General features: G+C 36.9%; 8 protein-coding genes. 2 read left to right on the forward strand and 6 right to left on the reverse strand.

Annotated features, from left to right (window positions below; all coding sequences use genetic code 11):
• Nucleotides 1–143: 143 nt before the first annotated feature.
• From EQG68_RS06645 to EQG68_RS06655, 3 genes are all read right to left on the reverse strand, one after another.
• Nucleotides 144–1,079: a gliding motility protein GldB-related protein gene (locus EQG68_RS06645; RefSeq protein WP_129464013.1), complete on the reverse strand. Its 936-nt coding sequence runs from the start codon at nucleotides 1,077–1,079 to the stop codon at nucleotides 144–146.
• Between the two features lie 163 nt (nucleotides 1,080–1,242).
• Entirely contained in the window at nucleotides 1,243–3,648 is a 2,406-nt protein-coding gene (locus EQG68_RS06650; protein ID WP_129464014.1) for an alpha-ketoacid dehydrogenase subunit alpha/beta, read from the reverse strand.
• 187 nt (nucleotides 3,649–3,835) lie between these two features.
• On the reverse strand, nucleotides 3,836–6,667 hold the full coding sequence (locus EQG68_RS06655) for a gluzincin family metallopeptidase (protein ID WP_246011669.1): 2,832 nt from the start codon (nucleotides 6,665–6,667) through the stop codon (nucleotides 3,836–3,838).
• Nucleotides 6,668–6,791: 124 nt separating this feature from the next.
• Between EQG68_RS06655 and EQG68_RS06660 the strand changes: the two genes are divergently transcribed.
• Complete coding sequence (locus EQG68_RS06660; protein ID WP_129464015.1) at nucleotides 6,792–8,753, forward strand: endonuclease; 1,962 nt, start codon at nucleotides 6,792–6,794, stop codon at nucleotides 8,751–8,753.
• A gap of 78 nt (nucleotides 8,754–8,831) precedes the next feature.
• Here EQG68_RS06660 and EQG68_RS06665 read toward each other — a convergent pair whose 3' ends face one another.
• Nucleotides 8,832–9,557, reverse strand: a complete 726-nt coding sequence (locus EQG68_RS06665) for an LOG family protein (protein WP_129464016.1) — start codon at nucleotides 9,555–9,557, stop codon at nucleotides 8,832–8,834.
• A 31-nt stretch (nucleotides 9,558–9,588) separates the two neighbouring features.
• The gene (uvrA, locus tag EQG68_RS06670; protein ID WP_129464017.1) at nucleotides 9,589–12,420 is read right to left on the reverse strand and encodes an excinuclease ABC subunit UvrA; all 2,832 of its coding nucleotides are present in this window, start codon (nucleotides 12,418–12,420) and stop codon (nucleotides 9,589–9,591) included.
• 115 nt (nucleotides 12,421–12,535) lie between these two features.
• Between uvrA and EQG68_RS06675 the strand changes: the two genes are divergently transcribed.
• Nucleotides 12,536–13,057 carry a hypothetical protein gene (locus EQG68_RS06675; RefSeq protein WP_026711218.1) on the forward strand — a complete coding sequence of 174 codons (522 nt, stop codon included), beginning with the start codon at nucleotides 12,536–12,538 and terminating at the stop codon, nucleotides 13,055–13,057.
• A gap of 199 nt (nucleotides 13,058–13,256) precedes the next feature.
• Here the strand turns inward: EQG68_RS06675 and EQG68_RS06680 are convergent, their stop codons facing one another.
• Nucleotides 13,257–14,213 carry a Fic family protein gene (locus EQG68_RS06680; RefSeq protein ID WP_129464018.1) on the reverse strand — a complete coding sequence of 319 codons (957 nt, stop codon included), beginning with the start codon at nucleotides 14,211–14,213 and terminating at the stop codon, nucleotides 13,257–13,259.
• Nucleotides 14,214–14,217: the final 4 nt, after the last annotated feature.

Consider the following 14,217-nt stretch of genomic DNA (forward strand, 5'->3'; position numbering starts at 1 on the left):
ACCTTAATGGAATGCTACATTCAACTCAACCCATCTCTTTGCGAACCGCCGAGTACGTGACCCGTACGCTCGGTGGTGTGAGAGGCTCTTCCTGTCAGTTTCTGGCAGGGCAGTCTACTCGATTAGCGGGTCGTAATTTTGTACTATTTACAATTTCCATTATACTTTGATGATTTAAAAATTAGGCCATAATTATCACAATCTGATAAATACTCCAAGGCTTCTGATTTATCGGTGCTGTTCAAGTAATATTCTTCTATGATTTTTAGTCCTATGTAGTAACCTAAATCTGCCGGTCTATTTTCGTCTGTGGAACCACCATATACCCAATCTGAATAATCTGTTATGCCATTCTTAAAATCCGAAATAAAGGACTTCCATAAACTACATTCATTTTTATTTCCGTAAGAGTGTAGCACAGGATTATTGTCAAGCATTAAAAGATTGCATGTAACGAATTCTGCAAACCCTTCCTTGATTATAGTTGATGGCAGATCTTTGGTGTATTTGTTTTTTTGATAGGTGTGCACTGCTTCGTGAATTATTAAAGGGGTAATGTCTCCTGTTTTGCTTACGACACTTTTAAGCCAAGGAGATAATTCATCAAAGATTGATGTTGAGTCTGCTGTTATCATTTCTGTTCCGACTAGAATTGTGTTTTTTGACACCGTGCCTCCAGTTCTAAGACAACCAAAAGCAAAACATATCTTTGGAGGTGAAAAGCCTGGTAAAATTTCTGCTAATTTTGACAAATATTTATTTATCTCTTCTACTTGAGAATCAATTTTATTACTATTATCCTTTATGGATGAAAAATAAAGTGGATACCGCTGAATAACGTTGACAACTTCCTCTGCAGTGAACTTTCGAAGTTTTATAAATTTTTTATTTGCTTGTGTAGCCTTGTTGAAATATTCTGTTTGAAAAATAAGAACACTATCAGCTTTTGTACGTGCTGTTTCAAGTAAATTGTACGCATTCCAAAAGTTTCTTATATCAACCGTGCTGATTTCTGACTGAGAAAACAATTTACTGCTCGTTAAAATGAAGCAAAACAAGGTGGTAATTATTTGTTTCATTGTTTTATTTATTATGCCCGCTAACTAGTAAATATACGCAAGTTTATATAACTTTTATCAAATATAAAATAAACCATCCAAAGTAAATCATTCCCTTTAAAAAATTATGTTTTACTGTAAAACAAAAAAACCGCCTAAAAGCGGTTTTAATGTCGTATTTATTTTAGTACAGTGCCGGGTAATCTTTTGGGTTCACTTCATGCATCATGGCGTATACTTTTTCGTAGATGTCTTCGGCGGAGGGTTTACTAAAGTAATCGCCATCCGTTCCATACGCCGGACGATGCGGTTGAGCCGCTAAGGTTTGTGGTTTACTGTCTAAATAATCATAGCCATTTTGTACATCAAGCACGTGTTGCAAAATAAAGGCAGAAGCTCCACCAGGCACGTCTTCATCTACCACCAAAAGGCGGTTGGTACGGGCTAAACTTTTCTTAATGTCATGGTTGATGTCAAAAGGTAAAAGGGATTGTATATCAATGATTTCACAATCAATACCTACTTCTAATAATTCTTTTGCAGCTTGTTCTACCAAACGCAAGGTTGAACCATACGAAACAATGGTAATATCAGTTCCTTTTTTGATGGTTTCCACCACGCCAATAGGGGTTTTAAACGCTCCTAAATTGGTTGGCATTTTTTCTTTTAAACGATACCCGTTCAAACATTCAACCAGTAGAGCCGGTTCGTCGGTTTCCAATAAAGTGTTATAAAATCCGGCAGCTTTGGTCATGTTTCGTGGAACCAATACGTGAATACCACGCACGGCATTGATGATCATTCCCATTGGAGAACCGGAATGCCAAACACCTTCTAATCGGTGGCCACGTGTACGAATAATCAACGGTGCTTTCTGACGGCCTTTGGTGCGGTATTGAAGTGTAGCCAAATCATCACTCATGATTTGAATAGCGTATAGCAAATAATCTAAATATTGAATTTCGGCAATAGGGCGAAGGCCACGCATCGCCATCCCGATTCCTTGTCCTAAAATAGTGGCTTCACGAATACCGGCATCGGCTACACGTAACTCGCCGTATTTTTCTTGCATGCCTTCTAAACCTTGGTTTACATCGCCAATGTTTCCTGAATCTTCTCCAAAAACAAGTACTTCAGGGTGTTTACTGAAAATGGCATCAAAATTATCCCGAAGCACTAAACGTGCATCTACTTCTTCGGCGTTGTTATCATAAGTTGGAACAACTTCTTTGACAGATGTGACTTGATGAGCTGATTCAGAAAATAAATGTGAACTAAATTTCGGTTGAATATTCGTCAAGTAGTTTTTAATCCACGTTGCCAATTGCGGTTGACCTTTTTCACCCACAATCATCCGAAGCACTTTTCGAGCAATGGTAATAATGTCTTTGCGAATCGGTTCTTTGATTTCTTTTAAATCGTTGGCATATTTTTGAATAAAAACGCGGTTAACACTGGTAGAGGCAATGCTTTCTAATAAAGCAACCAACTCGTTTTGCTCTTTTTTAAATGGCTCTAGAAACGCAGTCCAGGCGGCTTTTTTGCCTTCTAACACTTCTTTTTTGGTTACATTGTCAATTTCCTCAATTTCTTCAGCCGTAGCAATGTTATTGGCAATCATCCACAAACGCATTTGAGCCAAACAATCAAATTCGGCTTCCCATGCTAAACGTTCGGCATTTTTGTAGCGTTCATGACTTCCTGATGTGGAGTGACCTTGCGGTTGCGTAAGTTCGTTTACGTGAATCAACACGGGAACATGTTCTTCCCGGGCTATTTGTGCTGCCCGTTGGTAAGTGCCCACCAAAGCGGCATAATTCCAACCCAACACGTTCATGATTTCGAACCCTTTGTTGTCTTCATCACGTTGAAATCCTTTCAGAATTTCAGAGATATTTTCTTTGGTAGTCTGATGACGAGCATGCACGGAAATACCGTATTCATCATCCCACACACTCATGACCATGGGCACTTGTAAAACTCCGGCAGCGTTGATGGTTTCAAAAAACAGCCCTTCAGAGGTGCTCGCATTACCTATGGTTCCCCAAGCAATTTCGTTTCCGTTTTCGGAGAATTTATTTTTTTTCGATAAAACCGAAACATTTCTGTAAATTTTAGAAGCTTGTGCCAAACCTAACAAACGCGGCATTTGTCCGGCGGTAGGAGAGATGTCGGCACTGGAGTTTTTTTGTTTGGTTAAGTCGTTCCAGTTTCCGTTTTCATCTAGAGAATGAGTTGCAAAATGTCCTCCCATTTGGCGACCGGCACTCATTGGATCGTGTTCCAAATCGGTATGACCATATAATCCGGCAAAAAACTGTTGAATTGTTAATTGACCAATGGCCATCATGAACGTTTGATCGCGGTAATAACCTGAACGGAAATCACCATTTTGAAACGCTTTGGCCATGGCCAATTGCGGCACTTCTTTTCCGTCACCAAAAATACCGAATTTTGCTTTTCCGGTGAGTACTTCACGTCGGCCTAGAAGCGAACATTCTCTGCTGGTAATGGCAATTTTATAGTCGTTTAAAACTTCTGTTCGGAAATCCTCAAACGTCATGGCTTGTTTGGTTTCTGGTGCTGTCATAAATCAATAAAAATTCTTGTATCGAACAAATTTAAGTAAAAAGTTCGAAAAACAATACAAACAGCATAAAAATAATTTTATGGTATTGATAAAAAACATCTAATTTATTTGTTTTAAATTATGTTTTTTATTGTAAAAAAGCTATATTTATGAATAAAATGTAATTTATTAAAGATGTAATGATGGATTAAAACCATTTTCGAGTAAATAAACTTACCAACACATTCGGACTTAAAGTGACCATAAATCGGATGCGTTCACCGTAATTGCTTTTTCCGACTTCCCAACCGTTGGAAGAGTAAACGGGGAAGTAAAGTTCAAAATAGTCGGTCACCAGATTGAGTCGAATACCACTGTCGTACACAAACTTGGCTGATTCATTTTCATTTTTCAATGCACCAAGGTCGCCGTAGACTTCCACCCAATTCCAAATATTTACACTCGAATTAAACGTGGTTATCCATTGGTTGGCAAAAGGAGTGTCTAACTTTGCTTTAAATGCTCCTTCCGCCACTATGTATTGTTGACTAAATAGACCGGTGGTTTCAGAACGGCCATACAAGCCATAATCAAATAAGTAATCGGTGGGTCGGTCAAGAGCAAAACTAAAGAAGTCTGAATTGGTTTTACGGTATAAAAATGAACCCGCGAAAAAGCGAAGGTTTACTTGTCGATTACTTTCAAATAATTTTCGATATTCCAATTCAACGGCTGCTTTTCCAAAGGAATTGGCGAGTTGAAGATCGGTTTTGAATGCAAAATGGTTTTTTACTTCGGTTTTTACATTAAAATACCTCGCATTGAAAATAGAGTAATTTTCATTTCTTCCTTCTAAAGAAACAAAAGGCGATTCTTCCCGTTCCACAATCACTTGTCGAATCATCAGTGATTCTTTTCGATTGTCACGGTAGTTATCCGGCCGTTTGAAGAACTGTATCATCGGATTAAAACGAATATAGCCGGCATTCTGAGCATAATCGAAGAATTGTCCGGAAAATTGATAGCGAATCAGGTAAATATCACTGTCTCTACGAAACTGATTTCCAATCAAACGAAAGTTTCCAATCATTTTCTGAGTCAAAGTTGAGTAAGCAGGATTGACATCAAAAATAATAGGTTTATCTAAAAATGTTTTATTGTGAAATCGCATTCCCGGCATCAAACCGTTATACAAGTTATATTCTAAAGTTGGCACATATAAAATTTGATTGTGATAGGGGTCTTCTAAGTCTTTGAGAAAATTAAATTTTATCGGACGGTCATTGAATGAATAATTTTTGAGTGATTTCCAGTTGTTTCTCAAGTTGTATTCCGGTACTTCATTTTCATAATTCAATACAATTCGATCGGCATCTTTTCGACTTATCGTGATGGTGGAGTCGGTTTTAATGTTTTCCAGCCAATCTTTGAATACGATTTCACCATTTTTCAAACCAAAAATCGGTATAGGAACCACGACACCGGTTTTATTACGAACGGTAAAGGCAATGCTGTCATTTGTTTTAGAAACCTCGGTAAATTTATAGTCGATGATGTCTCTGGAATTAATAATGGTCTCAAAAAACCAATCAATGTTGTTGGGACAGTTTTGCCTTAATATTTTTTCGAAATCTTTTGATGAGGTTTGTTGGCGTTGATTCAGTTGAATAAACGATTGAATACTTTTGGTGGCCAAGTTATTTCCGCAATAGTCATCCAGGTATTTTAAGCTCAAGCCGGCACGGTATTTTCCGGCAATTTGTTCGTTGAATTTGAGTAACGTGTTTTTAGGATTTCCGATGGGTTGGTCGAGGTTTTTTCTGGCCATCAGCATATAATAATAGCTGTATTGCTTATTAAAATCCAAAGCGAATAAATTAAACCCTTTTAATATTTTGAGTTTGGAAATATTACCCATCATTTTCATATCGGGATAATGTTCATCGATGTATTTCATCATGATATGTACTTGGATGGCATCGTAGATCCAATTGTCCTCACGAGCGTTTAATTTTAAATTGCTCTTTAAATACTCATAAACATAGGTTTTTAAAAATTTTATTTCATATAAAAAGTTATCGGGATATGGACTGATGAAAGCGGGAAGTTGATTCAAACCATAAAACGGATTTCGTTCATAATCAGCCTGTGAAACAAGGATAGTTGAATTAGTAGTTGAACCAATGATTTCATCCGTAAATTTGACAACTCTATCAATGATTACTGCTTTTTGAATATCGTCAAGGCGATTGTCTTTTAAATTCGTATAAACGTCGGCAATGGCATTTTTATACCGATTAAAGGTGATTTGTTGTTCGGTGTAAATAGAAAAGTCCATTCTGTTTTTTCCTTCCAACGTATAAATTGTATGCTTACCTTGGTTTTCGATGGATACCATATTCAAATCTGTAAAAAGCCTTTGGTTTTGTGGAGTTTTAAAGGTGATGTGATAATCTGCAGGGGCATTGGTAATGTCATCCACATTGTAATTGCTATTGAGACAAAAAGCATTGTTTTCAAATCGTGCCGGGGTTAAAAACCAGTCTTTGAGATGAAAACCACCTTCACTTGTGTAACCATATTTGGTGAATTTATCACTAGGGATTTTGACTCGATAGGTTAGGTTAAATTTTATTTTTTGGTTGGGAGCCAATTTTTCTTGTAATGAAACTTCAATCAAATCCGGATGTCTTTCGGGACGACACCAATCTAAAAAAGTTTTATTTTCATCAATGATGGTGATGGCAGAGGTGCTTCCTCTTTCATAAGATTTTGCCAAGTGAAAACTTCGAACAAATTCATCAGAAAACCGTTTTGCCAGCGGTGTGTTTTTTGCTGAAAATGCATTGTTCCAATCATTCAAAATAATTTTACTCAAACTGTCTGTTCCGGTATTGTGAAAAACAATTTCTTGTAAAACGGTCAGCCCTTTTTGTTCGGGAAGCAATTCCACATAAATCGAATTTGTATTTTGGGCAAAAGAACATTTTCCGCTCAATAATACTGCGAATAAAAAGATAATTTTAACAAAGGAATGCAATGGCAATTTTTTAGGTTGAAAGATATTAAATTATTTACATCAAAATGTTATTAAAATGTTTAAATTGTTAAAAAAGCCATCTGTAAAGCCTAAAATCAGTAAATTTGCTAAAACTAAAATTACCATGACAAAAAGAGTACTTCTTTGGGTCGTCTTTTTATTGCCTTTTTGCTTTAATGCACAAGTGGTTATTAATGAAGTTGATGCCGATACCCCCGGACTGGATGTTCTTGAAATAGTAGAACTAAAATCTGAAACTCCCTATTTTTCGCTTGACGGTTACATCTTAGTTTTTTTTAATGGTAGTACCGGTGGAACAGGAACGTTAAGTTATACATCGATTGATTTAAGTGGTTTAGTTACTGATGGAAACGGAATTGTATTATTAGGAAACTCTCAAGTTAATCCTGCTCCTTCAAGGCTCTTCCCCCAAAATACAGTGCAAAACGGACCGGATGCCATTGCCATTTACCAAGATGTAATTGATTCATTTCCGATTGATACTCCCGCCACGACTAATAATTTAGTGGATGCGATAATTTATGGAAATAGTGCCACGCAAGCTACTGCTTTGCAAACCGCTTTAAATGTTTTTGTTCAAACCAACGAAAATGTAAACAGTTTAGCAGCATCTCAATCAATTCAACGCAAAAATGACGGGACGTATGAAGTGAAAACCCCCACACCACGAGCAAATAATGACGGAACCGGAATTATATACAATGGAATAGAAGTAATTACTTCAACCACTTTATTGAATGAAGGTGAAAGTGTGACCATTTCATTTGAAACGGATACACCCGTAGCAGAAACAGTTAATTTTACATTGAATTTAAACAACGGAACATTTTCAACAGATGATTATTCGGGTACAATTTCCATTACGATTCCGATTGGAACTTCTTCAGCTTCCACAATAATTGAAATTTTGAATGATGGCCTTAACGATGGAGACGAAGAAATGTCAATTGTTGTTGAGACTTTGCCGGAAGGCTATATCACCTTAAATAATAATGTAAAAGTTCGTGTTTTAGACGTAAATTTTGAAGTAGCAGAATGGGGAACACCTCTGACACCCACCTACGGAAATGTTTCTAGTACAGCACCGGCAGGCTATTATGCGTCTTTAGAAGGCCTTTCGGGCAATGCTTTGAAGCAGGCAATTCAAGACATCATTGCCAATCCGGAAGTTGTGCGTGCCCATTCGTATGGCGATGTAGTTGAAATTTTAAACAACGCCGATCAAAACCCGGCCAATAATAACCAAGTTTGGTTGATGTATGTGGAGCGTCCGCAAACAAAAATTGATTACCAAACCGGAGCAAGTATTGTAGGTTTTTGGAATCGAGAACATATTTTTCCGCAATCACGTGGTGGTTTTTCGGGAGGCACTTCCTCGTTTCCGGATGGAATAGACATTTGGTTGCCTACCAATGCTAATGATATTTTGGCAGGACATTCGGATGCTCATCACATTCGTTCCGAAGATGGTCAGGAAAACAGTTCCAGAGGTAATCGCGATTATGGAAGTGATTATAATGGTCCCACAGGAAATACAGGAACTTGGAAAGGTGATGTAGCCCGTTCTTTATTTTATATGGCTGTTCGTTACAATGGTTTGACTTTAGTGAATGGAAATCCTCCGGATACAATTGTGGGACAAATGGGCGACTTAGCTTCGTTGTTAGAATGGAATGAAACGGATCCTTCGGATGATTTTGAAATGAATCGAAATAATTACATCTACACCTGGCAATTGAATCGAAATCCGTTTATTGATTATCCGGAATTAGCCAATTATGTTTTTGGCGATAATTTTGGTGACCAATGGTTTGCTCCGCTAAGTGTAGGGGAAAATAATTTTAGCCAGGTGAAAGTATATCCCATTCCGGCAAGCGATGAAATCACGATTAGTGGTCTTGAAAACGCAGCTGATGTAACGATTTTTTCTTTAGAAGGCGTTCAAGTTTATCAAACTAAAATGAATGGGTTTACACAATTAAAATTGAATTTAGCTTCGGGAATGTATTTGATGAATATTGAATCGGATAGTCAAAAATGGACTAAGAAAATTATCATTAAATAAATACGTATCTTACTTACAGAATCACTTTAGAAAAGAAAAACCGCAAATTTCGTTTTGATTTTGCGGTTTTTTTTATGTTTAAAAGTTTGGACTTAAATTGTATTTTTTATAGAAGGCATCGAGCACTTCAACAACTTCATCTTCAGTATCCACTACTTTTATTAAATTCATATCTTCCGGACTGGCATTTTTCTGTTTGTCAATCATAACGTTTTGAATCCAATCTAATAGGCCGGACCAAAATTCAGTTCCAACCAAAATAATCGGGAATTTTCCAATTTTTTTCGTTTGAATTAAGGTTACGGCTTCAAACAATTCATCCAGCGTTCCAAATCCACCAGGCATCACCACAAATCCTTGTGAATATTTGACAAACATAACTTTGCGAACAAAGAAATAATCAAAATTTAGGTTTTTATCTTTATCAATATACGGATTGAAGTGTTGCTCAAATGGCAATTCAATATTCAATCCTACCGAAGTTCCTTCACCTCGATGTGCTCCTTTGTTTCCGGCTTCCATAATACCTGGACCACCACCGGTAATCACACCATATCCGGCTTTACTGATTTTGTAAGCAATGCGTTCAGCCAATTGGTAATATTTATCTTCCGGTTTTGTTCTTGCCGAACCAAAAATAGAAACACAAGGCCCAATTCTGGCCATACTTTCATATCCGTTTACAAACTCGGACATGATTTTAAAAATTGCCCAAGAGTCATTGGTTCGTATCTCATTCCACGTTTTTTGCTTGAATTTTTCTTGTATTCTGTGGTCTTCGTTTTCGTACTGGTCTGCAGCCATTTTTCTTTTCTTTTAAAATTAAACAAACATGCTAAAATAATTCTTTTTTTAAGAATTGAGCCGTTAAACTCTTTTTGTTTTTCACAACTTCTTCCGGTGTTCCTTTGCAAACAATTTCGCCACCGCCTTTTCCGCCTTCTAAACCAATATCAATAATATGGTCGGCCAGTTTAATAACATCCATGTTGTGTTCTATGACCAAAACGGTGTTTCCTTTGTCAACCAATTTGGTAATCACTTCCATCAGCACCCGAATATCTTCAAAATGCAAGCCGGTAGTGGGCTCATCTAAGATGTAAAACGTATTTCCGGTATCTTTTTTGGACAATTCGGTAGCCAATTTAATCCGTTGGGCTTCGCCGCCTGAAAGGGTAGTACTTTGTTGTCCTAACGTAATATAACCCAAACCAACATCTTGAATTGTCTTCACTTTTCGATAAATTTTTGGAATGTTTTCAAAAAACTCAACCGCTTCATCTACCGTCATGTTCAACACATCCGAAATGGATTTTCCTTTGTAGCGAATTTCTAGGGTTTCCCTATTAAAACGTTTACCCATGCAAGTTTCACATTCCACATATACATCCGGTAAAAAACTCATTTCGATGGTGCGAACTCCTGAACCTTCACACGTTTCACATCGTCCACCTGCCACATTAAAACTAAAACGTCCGGCTTTATAGCCACGAATCATGGCTTCCGGTGTTTGCGTAAACAGACTTCTGATTTCAGAAAAAACATCCGTATAAGTGGCCGGATTGCTTCGAGGTGTTCGACCAATCGGACTTTGGTCGATGTCGATTACTTTATCAATGTGTTCTAATCCTTCAATCTTTTTGAATGGTTGTGGTTTTTTTACTGCATTAAAAAAATGTTCGTTTAGAATAGGGTAGAGGGTTTCATTAATTAGTGTCGATTTTCCACTTCCCGAAACTCCGGTCACGCAAATGAGTTTTCCCAAAGGAAATTCTGCTGTAACATTTTTTAAATTATTGCCGGTTGCTCCAGTTAATTTGAGCACTTTTCCGTTTCCTAACCGACGTTTTTTGGGGACTTCAATTTTCATTTTTCCACTCATGTATTGAGCGGTAGTTGTCGTTTCAGAAAGCAATTGTTGTGGTGTTCCTTCACTGATGATTCTACCGCCAAAACGTCCGGCTTTTGGGCCAATATCAATCACCCAATCGGCACGTTCAATCATGTCTTTATCGTGTTCAACCACCAAAACGGAATTACCAATATCTCGCAAATTTTCTAACGAATTAATCAATCGTTCATTGTCTCTTTGATGCAAACCAATGCTCGGTTCATCCAAAATATATAAAACACCTACCAGTTGCGAACCAATTTGTGTAGCCAATCGAATCCGTTGGGCTTCACCACCCGAAAGCGATTTGGAACTGCGATTTAATGACAAATAATTCAACCCTACATCCAACAAAAATTGCAATCGGGCTTTAATTTCTTTCGTAATTTCAACTGCAATGGCTTTTTGTTTATTCGATAAATTTTCATCTAATTTCAAAAACCATTCATACAATTCCGAAATATCCATTTGTGATAAATCGGCAATATTTTTTTCATGAATTTTGAAATACAACGCTTCTTTTTTCAAACGTGAACCTTCACATTCCGGACAATCAATTTCATCCATAAATTCTTTAGCCCAACGTTTAATAGACGTGGAACTGCTCTCGTCAAATTGATTTTTGATGAAATTGGAAATCCCTTCAAACTCAATCTTATATTCTTTAGTAATTCCCAATGTCTTGGATTCCACTGAAAATTTTTCTTTCCCTCCATTCAAAATCATTTCCATAGCTTCATCTGAAATGGATTCAACCGCATCGGTCAATTTGAAACCATATTTTTCACCAATCGTTTCCAATTGTTTGAAAATCCAATTCGATTTGAATTCACCCAACGGAGCAAAACCACCTTGTTTGATGCTTAATTTTGGATTAGGAATAATTTTTTTCAAATTAATTTGATTGATGGTTCCCAAACCATTACAACTTTCGCAAGCCCCTTTGGGCGAATTGAATGAAAAATTATTCGGTTCCGGATTCGGATAGGAAATTCCTGAAGTTGGACACATTAACGTTCTGCTGAAATAACGCACTTCTTTACTTTCATGTTCAATCACCATCATCACATCATCTCCATGATGCATAGCGGTTTTGATGCTTTCTGTCAGACGTTTGTCGGTTTCTTCATCGTTTTCGATTTGCATGCGGTCAATTACAATTTCAATGTCGTGGGTTTTATAGCGATCGACTTTCATACCACTAATCAAATCCTGAATTTCACCATCCACACGCACTTTTACAAAGCCTTGTTTCCCAATTTGCTGAAATAACTCAGCATAATGACCTTTCCGGGAACGAACAATTGGAGCTAAAATATTAATACGTTTTCCTTTAAAATTTTCAATGATAAGACTTTTGATTTGTTCATCGGAATAGGAAACCATTTTTTCGCCGGTGTTATAACTATAAGCTTCACCGGCTCTGGCAAATAATAAACGTAGAAAATCGTAAATTTCGGTAATGGTACCAACTGTAGAACGGGGACTTTTGCTGGTTGTTTTTTGTTCAATGGCAATGACAGGCGAAAGTCCGTCAATTTTATCCACATCCGGACGTTCCAATCCACCTAAAAATTGTCGGGCATAGGCTGAAAAAGTTTCGATGTATCGTCGTTGTCCTTCGGCATAAATGGTATCAAAAGCCAAGGAAGATTTACCCGAGCCTGAAAGTCCGGTAATGACTACCAATTTTTCTCTTGGAATAGATACGTCAATGTTCTTGAGGTTGTGAGCCCGAGCACCAATTATTTCAATCGTTTCGTCTGAATGTTGCATGATTTTTTCGCAAAACGCAAAGTTACAATTTTAACAGCAAGATTTATACAGACAGATAAGAAGAATTTGTTAAACAATTTCTATTTTTGAAAAAATTAAACGTCAAACTTAAAATATGAAAATACTAGGAATCGGTTCCAGAATTAAACACGCCGAATACGGTTTAGGAGTAGTAACCAATGTAACTTCCAAACATTATTGGGTAACTTTTATCGAAAATGGATTAGAAACCATCGATGTGGATAGTGAATTTGAAGTCATTGAAGCATTAGAAGACGAGGTAGATTCGGTTAGTTTTTATGAAGTAGAAAAAACACTGAAAAATTTATTGCAAAAATGGTCGGATGTGTCACAAATTGTACCGATAGCTGATAAATGGAAAGGTGGAAAATTGATTCTAGAACCCGGAACAGCCACGCAAAATAAAGAAGTGCCAATCGATACATTTTTCCATAAAATTATTATGGTTCGTGACCGTTTAAGAGTTATGGAGCAAAAAATCAATGCCAGTAATTTAGATGAAGCTGAAAAGATTGATTTGCAACAATACATCACTCGAATTTATGGAAGTTTAACCACATTTAATGTGTTGTTCAAGAGTACGAATGATTATTTTGTGGGAGAGAAAACAAAATAGTCTCAGTTTTCAGTCTCAGTTTTCAGTCTCAGTAAACAGTCCCAGTAAACAGTCGCAGTTGACAGTATATGCTGCTAACTGTGACTGTAAACTGTAAACTGCGACTGAGACTGAAAACTCCACTGAAAACTGCGACTGCGACTGTAAACTGTGACTGCGACTGTAAACTGCGACTGCAACTGTAAACTGCGACTGAAAACTACCTAATCCTTTTCCTATTCGCTATATATTCTTCAATGGCTTTTTTGGTAGTATACCAATTCCTGCCTTCTTTGTGGGCATCAATTTTTCCTTGGCGAGCCAATAAACTGATATATTCTTGGCTGTAAGGCAATTCATTGGGTTCACTAACAATATTGGAAATTTCCTGAAAATCATAATCATTATCCGGTAAAGAACTGATGTAAATATTCAATGTTCTTTCCAAAGCCTGACTCATCAACAACATCAATTTTTGATAATTGCCCGAATTGGCTTGGTTGAGGGCTTCGTAATATTTTTTTCGGTCATTTTTTAAAATAATTGCCGGAGGAAATCCTTTTCGCATTAACAATAAATTCATGGCTAAACGAACGGTTCTACCATTTCCATCAAAAAAAGGATGAATCCAAACGAGTTTATGATGGAAAACTGTTGCCAATTCTATATCATTTAGTTCCAACGGATTGGTATTTACAAAATTTATCAATTCATCTAGTAAATCTGAAACTTTGTTGGCGTTCGGCGGAACAAAATTGGCTCCTGTAATTCGAACACCACCATTTCTGATACGTCCGGCAAATTCATCCTCAATCATTCGTAAAACTAATTCATGCAACGATAAAATATCGATACTTCGTAAAGTATACTTTTCATTCACTATCGAATACAAATAGTCAATTGCTTTTTCATGGTTTTTGGCTTCAAAATGTTCCCTTAATGATTTTCCTTTTACAGTAATTCCTTCTTGTAAAACCATTTGCGTTTCACGTAACGTCAACGTGTTTCCTTCAATACTGTTGGAATTATACGTCCATTCAATGGTTAATGATTCTTTGATTTTTCGCAAAGCAATAGCAGGAAGCGGTCTGCTTTGATTTAAAACAGCTAGCTTATCATACAATCTTTCAAATGTCGATTGAAATTCGGGTCGATAGGATGTATCAATTTTCCACATAACC

It is taken from the genome of Flavobacterium piscinae, from assembly GCF_004122145.1.
In the GTDB taxonomy this organism is placed as follows: domain Bacteria; phylum Bacteroidota; class Bacteroidia; order Flavobacteriales; family Flavobacteriaceae; genus Flavobacterium; species Flavobacterium piscinae.